This is a genomic window from Lunatibacter salilacus, assembly GCF_009797935.1.
Taxonomy (GTDB): Bacteria; Bacteroidota; Bacteroidia; order Cytophagales; family Cyclobacteriaceae; genus Lunatibacter; species Lunatibacter salilacus.
In genome coordinates this window covers 86753-109244 of the sequence record NZ_VOLC01000003.1, presented here as the reverse complement: position 1 = coordinate 109244, position 22492 = coordinate 86753, and the positions used below count along the sequence as shown (strand labels likewise).

General features: G+C 43.0%; 13 protein-coding genes. 7 read left to right on the top strand and 6 right to left on the bottom strand.

Annotation, left to right across the window (positions count from 1 at the left end; genetic code table 11):
* The first annotated feature begins 209 nt into the window (after positions 1–209).
* The 7 genes from FQ608_RS05505 to FQ608_RS05475 all read left to right on the top strand — a co-directional run bounded on the left by FQ608_RS05505 (position 210) and on the right by FQ608_RS05475 (position 12427).
* Positions 210–5666 carry an alpha-2-macroglobulin family protein gene (locus tag FQ608_RS05505; RefSeq protein ID WP_158856824.1) on the top strand — a complete coding sequence of 1819 codons (5457 nt, stop codon included), beginning with the start codon at positions 210–212 and terminating at the stop codon, positions 5664–5666.
* A complete protein-coding gene (gene pbpC, locus FQ608_RS05500; protein ID WP_158856823.1) occupies positions 5632–7965 on the top strand; it encodes a penicillin-binding protein 1C in 2334 nt (777 codons plus the stop codon). The genes FQ608_RS05505 and pbpC overlap by 35 nt, the downstream gene beginning before the upstream one ends.
* A 442-nt stretch (positions 7966–8407) precedes the next feature.
* Complete coding sequence (locus FQ608_RS05495; protein WP_158856822.1) at positions 8408–8932, top strand: hypothetical protein; 525 nt, start codon at positions 8408–8410, stop codon at positions 8930–8932.
* Between the two features lie 249 nt (positions 8933–9181).
* Positions 9182–10156, top strand: coding sequence for a glycosyl hydrolase family 18 protein (locus tag FQ608_RS05490; RefSeq protein WP_158856821.1), 975 nt, complete (start codon positions 9182–9184; stop codon positions 10154–10156).
* Between the two features lie 309 nt (positions 10157–10465).
* Complete coding sequence (locus FQ608_RS05485) at positions 10466–10843, top strand: hypothetical protein (protein ID WP_158856820.1); 378 nt, start codon at positions 10466–10468, stop codon at positions 10841–10843.
* A gap of 198 nt (positions 10844–11041) precedes the next feature.
* Positions 11042–11992, top strand: a complete 951-nt coding sequence (locus FQ608_RS05480) for a nitrilase family protein (RefSeq protein ID WP_158856819.1) — start codon at positions 11042–11044, stop codon at positions 11990–11992.
* A gap of 21 nt (positions 11993–12013) precedes the next feature.
* Entirely contained in the window at positions 12014–12427 is a 414-nt protein-coding gene (locus FQ608_RS05475) for an NUDIX hydrolase (RefSeq protein ID WP_158856818.1), read from the top strand.
* A gap of 279 nt (positions 12428–12706) precedes the next feature.
* Here FQ608_RS05475 and acnA read toward each other — a convergent pair whose 3' ends face one another.
* The 6 genes from acnA to FQ608_RS05445 form a co-directional block, all read right to left on the bottom strand.
* A complete protein-coding gene (gene acnA / locus FQ608_RS05470) occupies positions 12707–15487 on the bottom strand; it encodes an aconitate hydratase AcnA (RefSeq protein ID WP_158856817.1) in 2781 nt (926 codons plus the stop codon).
* Positions 15488–15661: 174 nt separating this feature from the next.
* Positions 15662–16642, bottom strand: coding sequence for an MlaD family protein (locus FQ608_RS05465; protein WP_158856816.1), 981 nt, complete (start codon positions 16640–16642; stop codon positions 15662–15664).
* Positions 16639–17388 (bottom strand): ABC transporter ATP-binding protein, encoded by a 750-nt coding sequence (locus FQ608_RS05460; RefSeq protein WP_158856815.1) that lies wholly within the window; start codon positions 17386–17388, stop codon positions 16639–16641. Before FQ608_RS05460 ends, FQ608_RS05465 begins: the two co-directional genes overlap by 4 nt.
* 2 nt (positions 17389–17390) lie before the next feature.
* Complete coding sequence (locus FQ608_RS05455) at positions 17391–18188, bottom strand: MlaE family ABC transporter permease (RefSeq protein ID WP_158856814.1); 798 nt, start codon at positions 18186–18188, stop codon at positions 17391–17393.
* A 59-nt stretch (positions 18189–18247) separates the two neighbouring features.
* Positions 18248–19420, bottom strand: coding sequence for a response regulator (locus tag FQ608_RS27420; protein WP_234364078.1), 1173 nt, complete (start codon positions 19418–19420; stop codon positions 18248–18250).
* A gap of 170 nt (positions 19421–19590) precedes the next feature.
* Positions 19591–22461: a PD-(D/E)XK nuclease family protein gene (locus FQ608_RS05445; protein WP_158856813.1), complete on the bottom strand. Its 2871-nt coding sequence runs from the start codon at positions 22459–22461 to the stop codon at positions 19591–19593.
* Between the last annotated feature and the right edge of the window lie 31 nt (positions 22462–22492).

Below are 22492 nucleotides of genomic sequence, written 5' to 3'. Positions count from 1 at the left end.
GTATGCAAAACCACCCCAAGACATCGCACATTAAAAAAGCCGGAAAATCAGCATTTTTTAGCGGAAAAATCAGTACATTTTCCGAGTAATTAGAGCACTTGACATGATCAGGATTAAAGATTAAAAAGCACCGCTTTCCAAGCCTACTATTTTATTAATTCTTTAAAAAGAAATCGTTTTTTATCACATTCCACAAACATCTGAACACCATGAAATCCTGGCTCAAATCTCATCAGTCTATTTTTTTTGTTTTTCTACTTTCCTTATATGCCTGTCAAAAAAAACCGGATCAACCTCTGCTTGACCCGGTTTATTCCGAGGCGATGGCACGGGAAATCAGTTTTGTGACCAGCGGGGAAATTCAGCAGAGTGATCTGATCCAAGTTATATTCAACCAATCCATGGTCGAAGATGATCGGGTGAACAGTTCCCCACCCGATGTCTTTACCTTTTCCCCAAAAATAGCAGGTAAAGCCGTCTGGACAAGTCCGCAAATTCTGACCTTCCAACCGGAGGGCTACTTACCTACCCGCACCGTAATTACCGGCACCTTGCAGATGCAGAAGTTGGATCCCCGCTACAAGGAAGAACAACTGGAAGACTTGGTGTTTCAGTTTAAAGTGCTCGGCAGGGAAATTTCGTCCTTCACAGGCACCGTAACGCTAAAAGATCGAAACGATCCAGCCATCGTTTATTATAGTGGTTCTCTATCCTTTTCCGAAAAAACTTCCCTTGAAAATCTCAAAAAAGCAACTCAAATTCAAGGTAACAAAGACATTACACTAACTTGGAGCCAAGTCGATGAACGGAACTTTCAGTTTGCTACAGGCGATATAGTCCGGTCAGAAAAAGAGCAGCAACTATCCCTTCAGATCAGCAAAAAGCCTTTGGACTTGGAAGATGACTTCTCCGAAGGATTTACAATATATCCAATCAAAAACATGTCACCCACGGCGTTTATTGCCGATGAATCTGGGAAATCTCCCCGAATTCGAATTAATTTCTCGGATGAACTTGACATCGACCAAACCCTTGACGGCCTTATCCGGGTAACACCAGCGGTGGAATATGAGGCGAAAAAACTGGGAAGTACGGTCATTTTGGATGGTGGGTTTAAATTTGGGGAGACCTATACGCTAACCGTAATGAAGGGGATTGGCAACCGCTGGGGAAATAAAACGGAGAAAGAAACCAGCCACAAGTTAACCTTTGCCAATATCCCACCCCAGCTTGAATTCGGTGCGGATGGGATTATTTTGCCTACCTCCAATAAAAAGAAAATTCAGTTCTATACCACAAACCTCAACAGAGTACACTTGGAGGTCAAAAAGGTCTACACCTCCCATATCGGAAAATTTGCCCAAACGTCCCAGCTTCATAGCACAAAAAACCGCAATCGTGATTTTTCAGATCAGTATGCCGGAAGCGTGGGGGTCATTGTCAAGAACCAATCCCTTGAACTGAAAGCACCCAAAAACCAATGGGTCCTGCAGGAGTTTGATCTTTCGGATCTCTTTGAAACCTACGATGACGGCCTGTTTTTGGTGCGGGTTAACTTTACCCCCGAGGATGCCGCTGTACCAATCGTAGGCGACTTGCTCCCCCATATTCAGGAAAAAGGCCAAATCTACAAACCGGTTTTTCTCAGCGACCTTGCCATTACGGTAAAAGCTGCGGATAAACAGAATAGGGTATTTGTCACGGACATCATAACCGGCAAACCGAAAGCTGGGGTCAAAGTCACCATGTTAGATTACAGCGGAGAAGTCAAACAGTCTGGCACAACAGATAGGCAGGGTACGGCGGTATTTACTTCCAACCAATATTTTTATTATGTGATGGCTGAAAGTGGCAAACAAACCACCCTTCTTAACAGAGGTGAAATGCGCTGGAGCAGTTCAGGCTTTGACGTAGGAGGTGTGGGAGAATATGGCAATGGAACCAAAGGTTTTATCTACACAGAGCGGGGTGTTTATCGGCCTGGCGACTCCGTTCACGTAAGCTTGATGGTCAAAAACGCCAACAATACCTTTCCCAAGGACCACCCAGTAAGTATCACCGTTAACGATCCCCAATACAACCCCATTTATGAGCATACGACTGTAAAAGGGTCTGACGGACTTTATGTCTTTGCCTTTAAAACAGCGGAAAATGCGCCTACAGGGAATTATAATATCTATATCAATGCCGGAGGCTCACATTTTTATCAAGACTTAAAAATAGAGACTGTGGTTGCCGAACAGCTCAAGGTACAGGTAAAACCTACGAAACGCCAATTAAGCCGATCGGATTTGACTGTGGATTTTGACCTCAATGTCAATTACCTCTTTGGGGCGCCAGCCTCTGCACTTAAAGCTGAGGTAGACATTGAGATCCATCCTTACACCGTGAAATTTCCTGCCTACTCCACCTATTTCTTTTCCCGAGCTGACTTGGAGTTTACCTCCATTACCCAACAGGTGATGAAAGGCGACTTGGACCAAGAGGGGAATCTTAGCGGCAGTTGGACCATACCTGCTTTAGGAACGATACCTTCAGCATTGAAGGGAAAGCTTATTGCCAAAGTTTTGGATAAAACTGGACAACCCAATGAGGGATGGAACGTCGTTGACATCAACCCTTATGACCGCTATGTGGGGATCAGCGATCCGAGCGGCTATGGGTATTTTAAAACCAATGAGGAAGCCAAATTCCCGGTAATTCTTTTAGACTTGCAGGGCAAAAAGGTGAGCGGCAGACAACTTACCTACCGGATTTACCGCAACGACAAAATGTGGTGGTACCAATACGACAACCGGAGAACCTATCAGCTTAAATACAAAGAGGACAGCCAAACCTATTTTGAAACAGAGGGAACGGTTGATGTTCAGAACGGAACCGCCTTTGTTCCGTTTACCCCAGCGGAAAACGGGGAGTATCTTATTGAAGTTAGTGACGGCAGCACTGGACACAGCAGCTCCTTTTTCTTTAGTGCCTATCCGTATGGCAGTGTGCCGGGAGGGGATCTTAATGAGGGTACGCTTGCATTAAAATCCGACAAATCCACCTACACTTCCAAAGAAACAGCCAAAATCAAACTTCCAAATCCCAGACATGGGAATATTTTGGTAACAGTAGAAAAAGGTCGTCAGATGTTAAACTGGTTTTGGGTAGATCCCACCTCTGAGGACGGGGATGAGCTAATCTTGGATATTCCTCTTGACAAGTCTATGCTGCCTAACGTTTATGTCACTGTATCCGTTATTCAGCCACATGATCAGACCGTCAACGACAGACCCATCCGCATGTTTGGCATCATACCCATTATGCTGGAGGATCCCGACACCAAAATTCAGTTTAACCTGTCTGTGAAAGAGACCCTTGCTCCCAATGAACCTTTTGAGGTACGTGTAAGTACCGCCAACCAAAAAAGGGCGCAATTTACCATTGCCGTGGTGGATGAAGGGCTTTTAAGCCTGACTCAGTTTGCCACGCCAAGACCATGGAATGAGTTTTATAAAAAAGTTGGGCTTTTTGTGGAAAGTTTCGATGTCTTTTCCCATGTCATCAGTGCCAATAAAGCAGATGTGTTCCAGACCTTCTCCATCGGTGGTGCTGACGGGTTGGACTATAGGGAATCCCAACTGGATCCGATAAACGGTCAGCAGCGTTTTATTCCCGTGAGTATGTTTAGCGGACCGATAACTACAGACGATCAAGGAAGGGCTACGGTGAAATTCAATATGCCCAACTATAACGGTGCGGTTCGCATTATGGTCGTTGGCACCCAGCAGGCAAGCTTTGGGCATGCGGAAAAAACCGTCACTGTAAAATCTGATCTAATCATGCAGCCGGGGATTCCACGGACGTTAAAACCCGGCGATGAGTTTTTGCTACCTGTGGCTTTATTCAAAACCAACCCAACGATATCCACCGCCAATTTCACATTGCAAACCACCGGACCTCTTGAAATAATAGGAAATACTACATCTCAAGTTAGTTTTTCGCAGAGTGATGAATCTACTATTTCATTTAAGGTTCGGGTAAAAGAAGCGGCTGGTCCTGCTCAAATAACTCTAAGTGCACAGGCTGGGACCTTTTCGGCGAAATCCACGACCAATATCCAGGTGGTTCCCGCATCACCCCGAATCTATGATCAGCAAACAGAGAAACTAAATAAAACCAGTCCCCTTTCCCTCCAAATTCCAGCGATAGGATTAACGGGAACGAATACAGCCCAACTGACGCTTAGTATTTTCCCGGACATGGACTTTGACCACAGGATCAAATGGCTTATTGACTATCCCTATGGGTGTTTGGAACAAGTAACCTCCGCAGTTTTCCCCCAACTATTTTTAAAGAAAATGGGTTATTTTGCCGGATCAGATGCCGCCGAAATCGATAAAAATATAAATGCAGGCATTTTGAAATTGCAACAATTCAATCTTTCCGATGGGGGTTTCTCCTATTGGCCGGGAGAATCCGAAGAATCGGAGTGGGGAACAAACTATGCGGTACACTTTCTGGTCGAAGCCAAAAAAATGGGTTATTCCATTCCGGATTTTCTATACAATGGAGCCATAGATAGACTAAAATCCGGTGTCCGCCAACACAGCGGGAAGTTAACCACCCGAGTGAACAGGGCATTTATCCTTGCGCTAGCGGGAGAGCAGCCAGTTGCTGAGATGAACTTGCTGTTGGAAAATGAGTTGGACAAAATGGACCGCACGGAAAAAACCATGTTGGCAACTGCCTACCACCTGGCAGGTGCTGGAAATGTGCGGGATCGAATTCTTTCTTCCTCCATGTCGGTTACCAAAACCTATGATCCCTTTTCCTACGATTTTGCGTCGGTCCACCGGGATGATGCCATCCGTCTTTACGGAGCTACGCTGATGGATCAAATGGATCAAGCGGAGCTGTTGGCCAAATCGCTGGCCTCCACCCTGTCAGGCAAGGAATACCTCAGCACACAAAGTGCCGGATATATGTTGCTTGCATTGGGCAGGTATTTCGATGCGGCAGGGATCATTACTTCCGGCTCGCAAATCATAAGCGGAAGCGTTACTTTGGCCAATGGGAGTAAATTGGATTTCAATGAAAAGGGGAAAGTAAGCTTTCCTATCCGAGAAAATTTCAACCAACCCATACAGGTAAGCCTAAGCAATAACTCCGCCGTGGACGAAGTCTACGCCAGCTTGTCATTTAGTGGAGTTCCCTTAAAAGATATAAGACCCGCAATTCAACAAAACCTAAGCTTGGAAGTCAGTTGGCACGATGAAAGTGGTAAAGGGATCAATCCTGCTTCCCTCACTCAGGGACAGACTATCTATGGAAAATTCCGGGCAAAAAATACTGGTCCGGCAAGTTCAGTAACTGAAATCGCACTAACACAACTTCTCCCATCTGGTTGGCAAATCGAAAATACCCGGATCAACAACACATTGCTTCCTGACTGGACCAACAGTCTAAACCTAAATAAAGAAGACTATTTGGATATTCGGGATGACAGGGCGATGTGGTTTTTTGATTTGACCGGAACCGAAACCAAGGAATTTATCCTAAAGATTAATGCGGTTTCCGCAGGAGATTTCTGGCTACCGGGAACTTTTCTCGAAGCCATGTACAACAACGACTATAAAGCCAAAACCGATGGAAGAAAAGTCCATGTGGAAGCGTTTAAGTAAGCTACCGACGGGGCTTAGCGTAGGCATATTTCTGGTGGGGATGCTGGGGCTATACCTAGCTATCCCGCCGGCAGACATATTGTTTCCTGATGATTATAGTACGTTGGTAAAGGCAAATGACGGTGATATCCTGCATGCATTCTTAAGCGACCGGGAACAGTGGCATTTTCCTCCGGAAGAGGTCGCTTTAAATGAAAAACTAAAGCAGGCCGTCCTCACCTTTGAGGACGAAGGATATTACAGGCACCTAGGGGTGGATGTTCCTGCTCTTGGCCGGGCGGTCTACCAAAACTTTATTTCCGGAAAAACGGTCAGCGGTGCGAGTACCATCCCCATGCAGGTAGCCCGCATGTCCCGACCAAAGCCCCGCACCTATTTGAATAAACTCTTAGAGGCATTGTTTGCTGTCAAATTGAGCTTACATTATTCAAAAGAAGAACTACTGCGCCTTTATTTAGACCATGCTCCCTATGGAGGCAATGTAGTCGGATACCAAACGGCTGCCCGCATGTTTTTTGGGAAAGAAGCTCGTGAACTTACTTGGAGTGAGGCGGCTACCTTAGCCGTGCTTCCAAATGCCCCTGGTTTAATTTATCCTTCCAAAACTTCTTCCGCGCTAAAGGAAAAACGGGATAGGCTACTAACAAAACTTTTAGAGAAGGGCCAATTGGATGATCAAGCAGCGGAATTGGCCAAGCTGGAACCTGTTCCGGAGGGATTTCTTAGAATAACTTCCAAAACTCCACATCTGGCCCAATTTCTCAAAAAAGCATTTCCCGAGCAACGGATACTTCAGACAACTTTAGCCGGATCGCTCCAAAAACAGGTCAACCAAATTGCTAATCGGTACGCCCGCCGATTGGCTCCTTATGGGATACATAACCTTTCCATACTTATTGCCGACACAAAAAGCGGTGCCATAAAAGCCTATGTGGGTTCCCCTGATTTTTTTGATACCCAACATGGCGGTCAGGTAAATGGTGTGATGGCTGCACGGTCGAGCGGATCCATTCTTAAACCCTTTCTCTATGCGCTAAGTATGGATGAGGGGTTGATAACACCTGATAGTTATATCCGGGATTTGCCCACTTACTTTGAGGGATTTTCGCCAAAAAATGCCAGCAGGGAATACCAAGGTGTAGCCACTGCAAAAGATGCCTTAATCCAATCACTAAATATTCCCGCGGTAAGACTGTTGAACAGCTATGGTCTGTTTCAGTTTTACGGATTTTTGAAAGCCGCAGGAGTGGGCTCACTTTTCAGAACAGCAGACGATTACGGGCTGCCCCTTATCTTGGGTGGGGCTGAAGTATCGCTTTGGGATATGGTTAGGCTATATCGTGGATTGGCCAATGAAGGATTATTTACCGACAACTACCTTCTTCCTAGTGAGAAGCCAACAAGCACCTCTCAACTTATCAGCCCGGGAAGCAGCTTTCTGACGCTGGAAATGCTGAAAGAACTCAAACGTCCCGGTAGTGAGTATTTCTGGGAGAGTTTTTCGGGTTCAAGGAATTTTGCTTGGAAGACAGGCACCAGTTACGGCCACAAGGATGCCTGGGCAATCGGGGTTAATCCTGATGTCACCATTGCTGTTTGGGTAGGCAACTTTAACGGGGAAAGCAACAAAAACCTAAGCGGGGCGGGTACGGCCGGACCTATTCTGTTTGATATTCTTCAAGCCATGCCGAAAAAAGAAGGCTGGTTTGAGAAAAAGGAAATGCATTTTAAAACTCAGCGCATTTGTTCCTTATCAGGCTTTAGAGCATCTGAGGCCTGTCCTGAATCAACTATCAAGGAAGTACCCCGTGGTATGAAACCTCTAAAAAGTTGCGAATACCATCAGTTCCGGTATTTCTCTCATAACCATAAGCATCAAACTTGCTCCCGCTGTTGGGATGGTCCGGGAAATGTTCGGGAATCTGCCACAGTATATCCGCCAGACATCGCTTATTACCTAAGATTAAAAGGGCAATACATAGCTCCCTTAGTTGCCCATTTTCCGGATTGTCCTGCCTACCGGGCAGAACAGGCAGTGAGCATCATTTATCCGAACTTGGATGCGAACGTCTTTCTTCCAAGGGATTTTGACGGAAAAACGCAGGCGGTACTCTGCCGTGTAGGCCACAACCAGGCCGATGAATCCATCTATTGGTACTTGGACGATCATTTTTTGGGTACTACGAACAAGAGCCATAGCCTACCTGTTCATTTTAAGGAAGGATGGAATACCCTAAAGGTTATTGATTCCCAGGGTGGGCAAGATAGTAAGCGGGTATTTGCTGCTTTAGCCCAGTAAAGGGTTTTTCCAGCACTTCCGCGAGGTGTAGTATCCACGACGCCTTTTTATCTGTAATTTATATGATGGAGAATCATCAAAAAGGCATTTGCAATGGCCAAGAAAAAACTTCCCTCCGACCCATTGCAATTCCGGTTTACACTGTATGGATTTGAATATTTTTTTGTGAAAGCAAATCCCGGTGTAGCGTTTTGTACACCGAGAGCGTCTGGATAATAGTACGATCTTTAATTCTTAAAAAAACCTAGACCCAAGATCAATAATTTATACCTAGTAGTAGTACTGATTTTTTGTTTGAATTCCCCCGGATTTTCCCAGGAAACACGGGTTTCAGTTCATGCAAATAGTGGCTATTTTTTTCACAAGGGAGAAGGTATGGGATCAAGTACTAGGCTAATATTATCTGATGTAGCAACTATCCCACACTACACAAGTACACCGTATGGCAATCTTGGGGCTGTTTCCTATGGCTTGCTTGGGAATAAGCGTTCAAAAGACGACGGCAGGCCGAATGGTATTTGGGATAGAGGTAAGTGGCGAGACCCTTGCAAGTAGACAACACATTCGATCTGTTAGTGGGTATGCGGGAAGTGACAATACGGATGAGGGCAAACATGTCTTTAGAACTAGTTTTCTGAATTTCTTTCCTTCGATTGGAAGGAGTTTTAATCTTATCCCCAGAATAAAAAGCACTGTTTTGATAGGTCCAGACCTTGGAATAGGATTAAGAAGTCAAAACATCTACGACTATACCATTCAAAGCTTAGAATTGAACCATACATATAGAACCAATGGCCCTAAAATAGATTTTCGGCCAAGGATAGAGGTTGTCAATTACCTAGGTAAGGTGGGTTTGTCCGTGGGGTATTCACATGGCTTGACGAATTACCCTGAAGCATCCCATACCCCAAGCGAATCGGCCAATTCCAGATATATACGGATAGGATTTCAGTATAGAATAAGATAGCGGAAAAAACAATAGGTGTAGTAGCCACTACATCTTTTTATCAAAATCGGATTGAGGGGAGAAATCATCAAATAGCCATTTGCAATGGCCGACAACCAAACTAAAACCGAAGATATTAAGTAAAGGATTTTTATTTCAGGAGGCTAGTCTCATATTTTTCAACTGAAATAAATAATTTTCCTCCAAAAAGTCGCTAAGTTTAGACTGATTTCCAATTTCATTCTGTCGGTTTTCAATAAAACTATCCCTATGTCTAGAATTAAATTATTATTTCTTTCCCTAATCCTCCTCTTACAGTCCTACTCCTGCCAGGATGAGAAACCGGAAAAACAGGAAAATTTTCGGGTGCTTGGTTATTTGTTCAGTCCCGAAAATTGGTCGTCAGGTCTCGCGCAGGTAGACTTAGATCACCTTACTTCCATCAACTTGGCCTTTATCCATCCCGATGAATCGGGCAGCTTCTCCGGATCCGAGGACTTGACTAATGCTATTGCCCAAATAAAAGCAGCTAATGTAGAAGTCTTTTTCTCCATTGGTGGAGGCAGTCCTCCTCCCCATATGGAAAATTTGATTCGTCCTGAGAACAGGGGACATTTTATCTCCGAAATCAAGTTGTTTATGGAAAATAATAGCTTTGATGGAGTCGATGTGGATTTGGAAAACGACCTGATCAATGACCATTATGCCCCATTTATCAGTGATCTTTATGAAGCAATCCGTCCTACAGGCAAAAAGATGACTGCGGCCTTAGCCAGTTGGAACGCCCACAAAATTTCAGATCAGACGCTCTCCTATTTTGATCTAATAAACGTGATGTCCTACGACAAAACTGGGCCGTGGAACCTTTCCAGACCCGGGCAGCATGCACCTTATGAGATGGTCGTGGATGATTTCAACTATTTCCATACCGAGAGGGGTGTCCCCGCGGAAAAGCTCTTGATTGGGTTACCTTTTTATGGGTATGGTTTCGGACCGGGTGCTCCCGGCAGTATGACCTACAGGCGGATTTTGGAGTCCTACCCCAATGACGCAGACCTGGATGAAATTTCATTCGATGAAGGTGGCACCTTATATTATAATGGCATAGGAACCATCACACAAAAGGTAGATTTTGCCCTGTCGAGCAAAGCTGGTGGAATCATGATTTGGCAACTTTTAGGTGATGCTCCGAATGACCAATCCCTACTCAGGACAATTTCCGATCGGATCGATAAACAGAAGTAAAGCTTGAGGAAGTACTTCCTTATTATCTTTGAAAATTAGTGAAAACAACAAATTGACACTTGCGCCATTCAAGGTGACCCGGATAAAAAGATGAAAGCAAACCGTCGCTTGTTCCTGTCGGAGACAGGTTGATTTCTTCGTGGATAAATCGATAAAATTTCTATATTTTTCCCATCCAAATAATGAGGTGACCACTCTTCATGAAAAAAAGATTTTTATCTTTTTTTAAATTGGTTTACAAAATAGTATGATTTTTGAATTATAACCAATATATTGACAACGTAACGTTTCATCTAAAACTTTTGTGTTATGAAAAAGCTAATGATCCCTATAATATTTGCTTGTTTGATTTCTTTCCAAACATTTGGCCAAGATGTAACAGGAATGGAAACTTTCCCAGCAAAGTCTGTGACCTTATACCAGGAGTTTGACTCGTATCAATTGGATGAAACTTTCACCGACAAAGTCGGAATGACTGAACTGAAAATCAACAGCGAAAACCCAATGCCCATTGCTGTTCCCCCATTGGGTAATTATGTCAGCTTTCAGTTAAAAAAATTACGGGTACCGGCAGACCCTGGCCTACCTGCCTACGAATGTAAGGGGAAACTCACCGAAGCAGAAGAGTTGCTATATCCTGAAAGAACCTTCTACATCATTCTTCCGGAAAAGAAAATCGAAAAATAAAAGCACTGCCACCACCTTATTTTCAATTCAACAATTTTAGCCCGAATTGCAATCCCTATATGGATGTAATTCGGGTTTTTTCATTTGCCCTTGGGTAAAACTTTTCCCAAAAAAACAAATAATGGTTATCTTGTCGACTACTTTAATTTCATGGGGTCATCCGGCCCTTTGGAAATTGTGTGTAAATAACCTAACCTTATGGATCCTATCAAGATAGCATCGGTACAATTTGAGAACAAAAGTGGGGACAAAGACCACAATTTGGCTATTATTGAGTCTTTTTGCCACAAGGCCTCTGAGGAAGGGGTAAAGGTCATTGCCTTTCATGAATGCTCAATCACAGGCTACACTTTTGCCCGAAACCTAACCAAAGACCAAATGCTGGATCTTGCGGAAATAATACCCAACGGTCCCAGCATAATACGCCTGCAGGAAATCGCGAAAACCTATCAAATAGCGATCTTGGCAGGATTATTTGAGAAAGACAGGAACGACGACATATTCAAAGCCTATGTTTGCGTTGACGAAAATGGATTGGTAGCAAAATACCGAAAGCTCCATCCGTTTATCAATCCCCACATCAAGCCGGGTAATTCTTTTTGTGTGTTTGATTTGTATGGATGGAAATGTGGTATTCTGATCTGCTATGATAACAATATCATCGAAAATGTGCGGGCTACAAATTTATTGGGAGCGGATATTATCTTTATGCCCCATGTTACGATGTGTACACCATCTACTAGGCCGGGGGCGGGATTTGTCGATCCGGCCTTATGGAAAAACAGAAACCAAGACCCCACTTCTCTAAGAATTGAATTTGACGGGTTAAAAGGACGGGCTTGGTTAATGAAATGGCTGCCCGCACGGGCCTATGACAATGGGATTTACGTGGTGTTTTCCAATCCAATTGGTATGGACGACGACCAGTTGAAAAATGGCTGCTCCATGATTCTGGATCCGTTTGGAGACATCATTGCAGAATGCCGAAAATTGGACGATGACATGACTATCGCAACGGTCACTCCCGAAAAACTTACCCAAGCAGGAGGCTACCGGTACAGGAAAGCCCGAAGGCCTGAGCTTTACGGCGATATTTTGAGAGCGGATCATATTTCTGAGCAAAAAGTAGTGTGGATACCCAAACCGTAACATTAAACTCCATCACCTTATATGGCCATAACTATCCCTGAGTGTTTTTACCGGATAAGTGTAAAAGCGATTATACTAAATGATGAAAACAAATTTATGCTGGTAAAAGAGGATAATGGGCTTTGGGAACTTCCAGGGGGTGGCTTGGACTTTGGAGAGTCACCCCATGAGGGATTGAAAAGGGAAATTTGGGAAGAAATGTCACTGAAAACTACCTTCATCGCCAATCAGCCTAGTCATTTCTTTACTTGTATCAATCACAAGGGCGTGCATATTTCGAATGTAGTGTACGAGACCAGGCTTGAACACGAAAAATTCAAACCTACCCCAGAATGTGTGGAAATCCGCTACTTCTCCCCAGACGAAGTACTTGGTGAAAAGAACATGTATCCAAATGTGGTCGCTTTTGCCAAAATACTCAAAAAAAACCCTTGACAAAAGTGAAAAGGTCATTCGCAGGTAAAAAAAGGGAACCAAGGAGGACACGGAGTTTGCTCAGAGGGCACAAAGTTTCTTTTTAATTCTTTGTGGTCTTGATGATCTCATGTCCCTTTTGGGCTTTTTATTTAACTAAAGGAAACCCTACTTTTTATAAATTTCTTTGTGACCTTCGTGATCCCTTTGTGTCCTTCGTGGTCAATTTTTTACAATGCCAAACGGAAAAGCCCTACTGTTAGGCTAACAATAGGGCTTTTGTATTGATTCTCATCGGGATTATTTCGACAAGAACTGCCGCAATACATAGTGGAGAATGCCTCCGTTTTTGTAGTAGGCTATCTCAATGGCACTATCCAACCGTCCAATCACTTCGAAAGAAATGGTAGAACCATCCTGTCTGCTAGCTTTCACCTGAAGGGTTTTCAATGGGCTCAAACCCTCTGAGATTCCCGAAATATGAATAGTTTCTAAACCGGATAGCCCGAGTGTTTCAGCAGTCTGGCCCTCCATATATTGAAGTGGGAGCACCCCCATACCTACCAGATTGCTCCGGTGAATACGTTCGTAGCTTTCTGCAAGAACCGCTTTGATTCCCAATAGACTGGTACCCTTCGCCGCCCAGTCACGGGAGCTTCCGCTACCATATTCCTTACCGGCGAGAACTACCAACGGAGTGGCATCAGCCTGATATTTCTTGGAAGCGTCATACACGGACATTTCCTCCCCAGATGGAATGTGGACAGTATAGCCGCCCTCTCTTTCAGCCAATTGATTTTTTATGCGGACATTGGCAAATGTACCCCTTACCATTACCTCATCATTTCCTCTTCGAGAACCATATGAGTTGAAATCAGATGGATCTATCCCCTTTTCAATAAGGAATTTACCAGCCGGAGAATGGGAAGCAAAAGATCCTGCTGGGGAAATGTGGTCGGTAGTAATTGAATCTCCCAATTTGAGCAACACCTGTGCTCCAGAAATATCCTGCGGTTCAGGTACTTCCGATGAAATCCCTTCAAAGAAGGGGGCTTGTTTAATATAAGTGGAGCTGTCAGACCACTGGTATACCTTATCCGAAGGAGCGGTCAAGGCTTTCCACTGCTCATTTCCTTCGAATATTTCTCCGTAGCTGTTTTTATAATCCTGAGGGGAAAGCACCCTGTTTATGACTTCAAATATTTCTTCCTGAGTAGGCCAGATATCTTTAAGATAAACGGGCTCCAAATTCGGGTCATATCCCAGTGGTTCCTCGTTGAGGTCGACATCCACACGGCCTGCAAGGGCGTACGCGACGACCAACATGGGCGACATCAGGTAATTCATTTTTACTTGGGGATGAACCCGTGCTTCAAAATTTCTATTACCGGACAACACTGAAGCAACGATAAGATCATTTTCCTCCACAGCCTGGGCAATGTGCCTGGGAAGTGGCCCCGAGTTCCCTATGCATGAGGTACATCCGTATCCCACCACATGAAAGCGAAGTGCTTCCAAATCTTCCAACAAACCGGAATTTTGAAGGTAATCCGTAACTACTTTGGATCCGGGAGCCAAAGAGGTTTTCACCCAAGGCTTGACATCCAGACCCCGTTGCCTTGCTTTCTTGGCGATCAATCCAGCGCCTACCATAACACTGGGATTGGAGGTATTGGTACATGAGGTGATGGCGGCTATGACTACTGATCCATCGTGTAGTGCGAACTTTTCATTGTGGATTTTAACCACGACAGACTTTAACCCATTTTTAATTTTTGTCTCTATTTCAATGTCATCTTCTTCTTTCAGGGATTCCGTCTCAATCGGCTGATTGCTCCCACCTTCTCCAAACCAACGTCCATCTTCGCGCTTGTCAATGGGGATATATTCCCTTCCGTGGGCATCCCTAAGCAAACTTCCAAATTTGTTCTTGAAGTCCCGAAGCAATATTTTGTCTTGGGGCCTTTTAGGACCTGAAACGGTGGGCTCCACAGTGCCAAGATCCAATTCCACAACCTTAGAATATACAATTTCATCCTCATCCTTTCTCCAAAGCATGTTTGCCTTAGCATAGGTTTCTACCAGTTTTATCTGATCTTCGTTTCGGTTTGTCTTCGCCATATAGTCCAGCGTCCTGTCATCAATTGGGAAGTAGGTGACGGTGCATCCAAATTCCGGAGACATGTTGGATATGGTGGCTCTATCGGGAACCGAAAGATGATCGAGTCCGGATCCGAAAACTTCTACAAATTTACCGACGACACTATGTCTGCGAAGCAATTCGGTAATCGTTAAAACCATGTCGGTGGCCGTGGTTCCAAGAGGAAGTTTACCCGTAAGCTTGAGTCCAACCACTTGGGGCATGATAAAATAAATGGGTTGGCCCAATATCGCAGCCTCGGCTTCGATACCACCGACACCCCAACCGACTACTCCGATACCGTTGACCATCGGGGTATGTGAATCTGTTCCCACCAAGGTGTCAGGAAATACATTCCCGTCCCGGGCTATAACACCCTGGGCTAGATACTCAAGATTTACCTGATGACAAATTCCCATTCCTGGAGGTACAACAGAAAAGTTATCAAATGATTTCTGCGCCCATTTCAAAAATTCATAGCGTTCCCCGTTACGCTCATATTCCACGTCAACATTTTTTTTATACGAATAGTCGGTGCCAAAAAAATCAACTTGAACAGAATGGTCAATAACTAAGTCCACCGGAATCAGGGGGTTTATGTCATTAGGATCTTTTCCTTTTCTCACAGCTTCTGCCCTGAGGGAAGCTATGTCGACTACTGCGGGAACACCCGTAAAATCCTGCATTAGCACCCGGGCAGGCTTGAATGGAATGTCCTTATCCGAAGACGCCGGTTTCCAATCCAAAAGAGTTTCCAAGTTTTCTTTTGTAATTGCAAAATCATCGAAATTACGAAGGGCGTTTTCAAGCAGGATCCGTATAGAAAACGGAAGTTTTTTTATTCCGTGGCCTTGATTTTGGAGTTCCTCCAAACTCCAGTAAGACAATTCTCCCTGAGTGGTACGAAGTGTTTTTTTGATTTTGTATGGGTCTAATGACATAGGTAACGTATTTTGCTGGTTAAAAATTGGTACAAGTAAATAACTTGATGCAACTTCCTTTAATTCCTCAATATAAGCTTTTTTGTCCAATTTCTATAACTTAACTCCCATTGGTCTTAAATAGAAATTGTATTAAAAAGAAAAAAGCGGATAATATCCGCTTTTAACTAATTCTTATTCGTTTTCACTTTCTTCTTTTGCCCTTTCGCTTTTTCGGAAAGACCTTCTAAAAAACCAGTGGTACTTTAATGCATCCAGCGTTTCATTAAATGATTCCGCACTTTGGTCCAAATTGCCCATAGCACTCTTCATATAAGCTGCAAATTCTTCGTCGTTCAGGATCATGCCCGCCGGATTATCTGGGGAGGCTAGCTTCTCAGTAGCAACTTTTAGGTTATTGGTGACAGTATTTGCCTCCTCAAGAGTAGCTTCCAATCCTTTGGCAGTTCCTTGAAGGGAAGCATAAAGTGTAGTATCGCTTAGGAAACTGTCGATAGTTGTTCCTTTCTGATTAAGTTTTTGTGAAAACTGGACCAACTCCGATGTCAATCGGTTGCTTCTTGATGCTGTTTGATTTAAATCTCCCATCAATCCCCGGAAATTTTGAGCTAGTAAACTATCAGTTAACAAGGCTCCAACAATTCCTTCCCCACCAGCTATTTTATGCGTCAGCACCTTAAGGTCTTCGGTGATGCTTACAAGGTTATTGTTGTTTTCCTGTAGGGTCTCCATCATCTTGTCAGTATCTAGTGGCATTACTGCCTCTAGCCGATCACCTTCTGCAATTGATCCGGCATCTGAGGTACCTCCATAAATCACGATGATTTTATTTCCTATCAGCCCGTCAGAACTGATGGTTGCCTTGGAATTTTTGCGGATATAGTCTTTGGTGTTTGCATCCAGATTCATTTCGATTTCCACTTGCGATTCCCCATAGAAATTGATTTTCCGGACCGTCCCAATCTTCACTCCGGAGAACCAAACATTATTTCCAGTCTGTAGGCCAGCTATGTCATCAAATACCGTTGTCACCCGAAAGTTTTTTCCAAAGGTCTTCTGCTGAGACCCCAATGTCATTATACCTGCAATCAATATGATGATGCCGACAAGGACAAAAATGCCAACGATTACGGTTGTTTTATTATCGTCTCTCATGTGTTGATAAAATTATAGTCATAAAATGATTTTATTCTTTCATCCGGAAGGCGGAAAACCTCTTCGAATTTTCCCTGTGCACTAAATTTCCCGTCAAGCAAGATTGCCACCCGGTCTCCAGTAGATTTAGCACAAGTCAGATCGTGGGTAATAATAATAGAAGAAGTATGGTATTCCTCATTTACTTGATTGATCAAGTTATTGATTTCTACACAGGTAATGGGGTCTAGCCCTGCAGTAGGTTCATCATAAAGCATGATCTTAGGTTTTAATATCAATGTACGTGCAATACCGATCCGTTTCCGCTGACCACCAGAAAGTTCTGAGGGCATCTGGTTTAGGGTATTTAAAAGGCCAACGCCATCCAAAACTTCCTCAACGAGGCGGTTTTTTTCCGCAGTACCCAAACCCTTTACGTTTCGAACCAGAGGAAATTCCAAATTTTCTTTGACTGTCATACTATCGTATAGGGCAGACGCTTGAAATGAAAAGCCAATTTTAAGCCTCAATGCATTAAGCCGTTTTGCGGGAAGGTCAATTACTTCTTCTCCTAAAACCTTACATGACCCCTCATCTTGGCTTAATAAGCCAACCATTATCTTAATAAGTACCGATTTTCCACTACCTGACTTCCCCAGCACAGCTAGGTTTTCGCCATTATATAAATTCAAGTCCACTCCCATGAGAACATCTAGCTCTCCGAATGACTTGGTAAGTCCGTTTATTTCTACAACCTTGTCTTGCATGCTTACATTTGTCTGAAGTAATTTGTAATCTGTAACGACAGTAATTCCTCTATAAATATCAGGAACATTGCCATTACAACCGCTGCATTGGCTGCCTTACCTACACCCTCTGTACCTTTCGTAGAATTGTATCCCTTATAGCATCCCACTATGCCGATTGTAAATCCAAAAACCAGTGATTTCAAAAGGGATGCGGTAATATCCAAGAACGTCAAGGCATCAAAAACCTGTACAAAAAACGTCGAAAGACTAACCAGTTCATTTTTATTGACACTCAAGAATGACCCCATAAGCGCCACAAAATCAGTATACATGACCAATACAGGTATCATAAGCGTGCTCGCCAAAACCCGACTCACCACCAAAAACTTAAAGGGGTTTGTAGCGGAAACCTCCATGGCGTCTATCTGTTCGGTTACCTTCATGGAGCCAATTTCAGCACCAATGCTTGATCCAACTTTGCCAGCCGCAATCAATGCTGTCACCAAGGGACCCATAGCCCGAACCACCGCAATGGAAATTAAAGCCGGAAGCCACGATGCAGCACCAAATTCCGTAAGCGAAGGCCTTGATTGATTGGTAAAAACGATACCTACGATAAAACCTGTCAGGGAAATTAATGGAAGGGAATTGTACCCTATCTGATAGCACTGACGAATAAACTCCTTAAACTCATAGGGAGGAAACCATACTTCCCTAAAGAATTTTAGGACGAAGCGATAAGCACTTGCCAATCCCGAAAAGAATTTATTAAGTCTTTTCCCCAGAAAATAAGATAATTTTGGTGATTCTTTAGACATTACTACTGATTAATTTGAACCTAACTCATGACAAAAATAAAATAAGGGATGGCCGAGGATTACAAAAACTCATCGATCACTTCTTTCCTAAGAGGTTTTACCAAAAAACCACTCACCATATCAAATCCGTAACTTTTCTCTATATCCATCGGATCCAACGAGGAAGTTAACATCTTTACTTCCATTTTAATTCCTCTTTCTTCCATGAGCTTTAAAAAATCCCAACCTTCCATTTCGGGCATATTAATATCAAGAAGCAAAATGTCTGCCATATTTTTCTCCAACCAACTCAAGGCATCATATGGGTTTTCAAAAAAAACCAATTCCAAGTTGGGATTGATTTTTAATAGAATGCGTTTGTTGATCATATGTTGGACTTTGTCATCATCAACGAAGATAATAACCTTGGAGGGTTGACTTCTCCTTGTTTCATTTGCGTTTATGTCACTTTGTTCCATCAATATTTGATTTACCTTTTTAATTTCTTTATCCAACTTTTTTGCCGAGGTTCGCAACATATTCAACACTTCCCGTGAGATTGTATCCTGGTCACCAGTCAAATTGATAATACCTAATATATTTGCTAAATGACTTCGGATATGATGGGAATGAACAAAGGAAAATTCCCTAAGCCGCTTATTCTGTTCTTTTAATGAATCATTGAGCAACATATTTTCATGTAAAGAGTGGTGAATCTCAGAATGATCAACCGCCAATACCATTACACAGTCTTTTCCATCATATAAAAAAGGCATGGAAAACAAATCCACGTGCCTTGGATCATAGTTTTTATCTATCATCACGAGATTCCGGATCGTATAGGGCTGCCTAATCAACTCAAATTTAACTTTTTCAGGTTCCTGAAACAGCGAAGTGAACAACTTATCCCCGAACCGCTTGGAAAAAGAACTGTATTTTTCTAGGGCAAGCTCATTAGCTGTGAGTATTCGGAAATTGTCATCCGCAATTACCCAAACGCAATTCGGCAATTTTTCAAATATCAACCTGTATCGTTTTTCCAGTTTGTCTTCTAAACGTTCATATCGCAACGAAGTATAATAGGCATGAACAATAACAAAAAGAGTAATAATAGCGGTTAGGCCAATAAAAAACACATGAACGGAAGTAAGCCCCAGAAAATTCATTAAGGGCACATGATAAATGGCAGGAAGCAGGAAAGATGCCCCCGCAAACAAGCCATATTTCAACGAACATGATATTTCGGGCTTCATATTTATCACATCAAGAAATAAAATTAAACATAATATTCAGTTTTTGATTCTAAAATCTCTTTTTAACCAAAAACACTTCTCCGGCTGCGGAAAAAAAATACTAATTCCTGAAACCTGATAACATTTAAACCCAATAGCAACTACCTCAAATTTTGACACTTTCAATACTCTTATCTGCCGCAAATCTCCGAATAGGGGCAATATGCGCATTTTGTTAGGTCCTCTGTTTGATCAAACGGAATATCCTGTCCAAACAATTCTCCCAAAAGCTCCCGCAGATGAGTTTCAAATGCTTCTTTGTAGTCCAAGTAGTTCTCCACAACGATTGGTTTTCCCCTGGGCTCTTTAATTTCAAGGTAAGGTGAGAAATCGGATGCAAATATATCCCTCAAATTCAGGAGAGCTGGCTTAAGTGGGAGTTTATTCTCAGGAAAATTGTAGTGATACAACAACCCATAAAAGAGTGTTTGCATTGCCGCTTTATTTCGGTTCTTATTTTCCCGGTCAAATAAACTTGCAATACTAGGGAACTGTTTACTGTCCTTGCCTGATTTGTAATCCATCAACCTTATGACTCCCTCCCGTTTGTCTACTCGGTCTATAATCCCACCCAATAAAACAATCTGTGATCCAAACGGGGTTTGAATAGGGAATTGGGCTTTATATTTCTTCTCAGCTTCTAGAGAAATAATCTCAAAAGGAGCACTCATCTCATCTACCTCTAAAATCTGGAGCAGGTATTTTTGCAACACATCCCTAGCGATAGTTAAATGCCCTGTAAGCTTTAATTGATCATCTTCGCTCAGGAAATATTGTTTTCGGATGGCTTTTTCAATTGCCGGGAATATAAAATCCTTCAGAGAAGGGAAATCGCCAGGTATTAACTCTATCCTTTTTTTTCTGGCTATAAATCCCAGATATAAATTCTCCAATGCGCCGTGAACAAGGTTTCCAAAAACGGCTGGGTCCACTTCCTCGCTGACGGCCTCCTCCTCAGCCAATTCTGCGATGTATTTAAAATAAAATTTGAGACGGCAATCCAACCAAATTGAAAGAGCCGATGGTGATATAGCCACAGTACCTGAGCCTGTCTCATTCACCAAGTAGCGTTTCATCAGTTCCAAAATTGCCGGATTTTTTTGGATGGTAATCATTTCTCCTGACTTAATGTCTACCGGAACAAACACCACTTCATCCTTCATTACCTCCCTTTGCAGTCCCAGTTCTTCTAAAAGCTGATACAAGTACCTGCTCCTTTCACCAGCTCGACCCTGATCTGCAGCTGTGGTATAAATAAGGTGTACCTCCTCCGCCCTATGAAGCAACCTATAGAAAGTGTACCCATATATCGCGTCATTTTGCTCCTGTACAGGAAGTCCAAAGGCTCTTCTCAAATTAAAGGGAACCATGGAATTCAGAGAAGCACTTGGTGGAAAACTGCCTTCATTCATGTGACAGATGATAACTCTCCTAAAATCCAGATTTCTGGACTCCAAAACCCCCATAATTTGAAGCCCTTCCAAAGGCTCACCTTCGAAAGGCAATTTAACCTCTCGAAAGATTTGGCGGAAAATCCGAATTACAAATTCAAGACTTATAGTGATTTCCGACCGGTTTAATAGTAAATCATTAAGTCGATTCAACTGCTTATAGCACTGAAACAAATAACTGCGGTCCAATCCATCCATGTCAGAATGCTCCGCAAGATCTTGAATCAACTCCATCAACCCGGGAAGCAAACTGCCGGAGAAATAGTTGTTGAAAACCAAGGAAAAGAGTTTCCCTCCACCCTGAAAGGTTTCCTTCGTAACATAAACCTGATTTGTAGCCTGTATCTTACCGCTAATTTCCAGTGACAACGCTGGATTTTCTCTTCGCAAATAAACCGAGGACAATAAATCTACCACTGGCTTGTGGTAAAACAACACCACGCCTTCTTCAATTTTGATATAGCGCTGCAACTCCAATACTGACTCCAAAAAGGTGTAAATTGGCGTATTTTTTATAGGATACCCCATGGTTACATTAACTTTCTTAATGCCTTCTGGGAGTATGTTTAGAAGTGGAAAGAGCAGTTGCTCGTCAGGCAGAATGACCACGGTCTCTTCCAAATTTTCAAAATTCCCAACTTGGGAAAGAATTGACCCGGTCAGGTTAGCTTGGGTGACTTTAAGTGGGGTAGCGTAGGTCTTTATTTTTATTTTTTCCGCACTAATCCGCTGTGGCAGCTCCTCCGGAAAAGTAGGCCCCAATACGGGATCTTTCAGGTATTCTCTAAAAAACAATCCTGATTCCTGTTGGGGGTCCGCTACATAATATGCATCTAGGTCCCAATAGATTTCTGCGTTATACGAAGCAATAAAGTGCTTTATCAGCTTTTTTTCGGTAAGGGTAAAAGCATTAAATCCCACAAAGATATGTTTAGCTTCCGGAGGTTGCATTTCCGACAGGGATTCGGCCACCTGCCGATAGATCATTCCCGAATAGGCTAATCCAGCTACTTTCAAACTACTTTGAAAAGCCTCATAAAGGGGTGCCAATAATTCCCAAAACTTGAGAAATTTGTCTTTGTGCTGGCTTTCCTTTCCCTCAAAAGTTCTCCAAAATGCCTGTATGAGGGCAATCTGGTGTTCTGTCAGAAAGGACCAGTCTGTTTCAATTTCTTTGATTTCTGACAATTGATGATACAATTTGCTGGCATCCACCATGAATTGGTCTAAATCATTGAAATCCTTAAGAATTAATTCTCCCCAAAAATAAAATCGGTCAAATGGCTCAGGCGATGGGTGCAGTTTGATATATACTTGATAAAGTTCAAATATGAGGGTAAGCGAATCCGCAGGCCGTAGCTGGGCGATTTCATTAAAAAGATCCTCAATCGTCTTAATGGCTGGCATCCACGCTGGTTCCTGAATCAGCTGACCCAAATGCCGGGTGAAAAATAATCCGGCTCTTCTATTGGGAAGGATTATAGTCATGTCCCGTAATTGGCCCCTTTTGTCAAGTAAATCTTGGGCTGTTTCTCTCAAAAAACTATCCATTTGCGCTCTAATTGTGTTTGGTATTGCTTCA

What these genes read in the sequence shown, in the direction of transcription:
- FQ608_RS05505 (WP_158856824.1), top strand. Translation starts at nt 210, where the DNA reads ATGAAATCCTGGCTCAAATCTCATCAGTCTATTTTTTTTGTTTTTCTA.
- pbpC (WP_158856823.1), top strand. Translation starts at nt 5,632, where the DNA reads ATGGAAGAAAAGTCCATGTGGAAGCGTTTAAGTAAGCTACCGACGGGG.
- FQ608_RS05495 (WP_158856822.1), top strand. Translation starts at nt 8,408, where the DNA reads ATGGCAATCTTGGGGCTGTTTCCTATGGCTTGCTTGGGAATAAGCGTT.
- FQ608_RS05490 (WP_158856821.1), top strand. Translation starts at nt 9,182, where the DNA reads ATGTCTAGAATTAAATTATTATTTCTTTCCCTAATCCTCCTCTTACAG.
- FQ608_RS05485 (WP_158856820.1), top strand. Translation starts at nt 10,466, where the DNA reads ATGAAAAAGCTAATGATCCCTATAATATTTGCTTGTTTGATTTCTTTC.
- FQ608_RS05480 (WP_158856819.1), top strand. Translation starts at nt 11,042, where the DNA reads ATGGATCCTATCAAGATAGCATCGGTACAATTTGAGAACAAAAGTGGG.
- FQ608_RS05475 (WP_158856818.1), top strand. Translation starts at nt 12,014, where the DNA reads ATGGCCATAACTATCCCTGAGTGTTTTTACCGGATAAGTGTAAAAGCG.
- acnA (WP_158856817.1), bottom strand. Translation starts at nt 15,487, where the DNA reads ATGTCATTAGACCCATACAAAATCAAAAAAACACTTCGTACCACTCAG.
- FQ608_RS05465 (WP_158856816.1), bottom strand. Translation starts at nt 16,642, where the DNA reads ATGAGAGACGATAATAAAACAACCGTAATCGTTGGCATTTTTGTCCTT.
- FQ608_RS05460 (WP_158856815.1), bottom strand. Translation starts at nt 17,388, where the DNA reads ATGCAAGACAAGGTTGTAGAAATAAACGGACTTACCAAGTCATTCGGA.
- FQ608_RS05455 (WP_158856814.1), bottom strand. Translation starts at nt 18,188, where the DNA reads ATGTCTAAAGAATCACCAAAATTATCTTATTTTCTGGGGAAAAGACTT.
- FQ608_RS27420 (WP_234364078.1), bottom strand. Translation starts at nt 19,420, where the DNA reads ATGAAGCCCGAAATATCATGTTCGTTGAAATATGGCTTGTTTGCGGGG.
- FQ608_RS05445 (WP_158856813.1), bottom strand. Translation starts at nt 22,461, where the DNA reads ATGGATAGTTTTTTGAGAGAAACAGCCCAAGATTTACTTGACAAAAGG.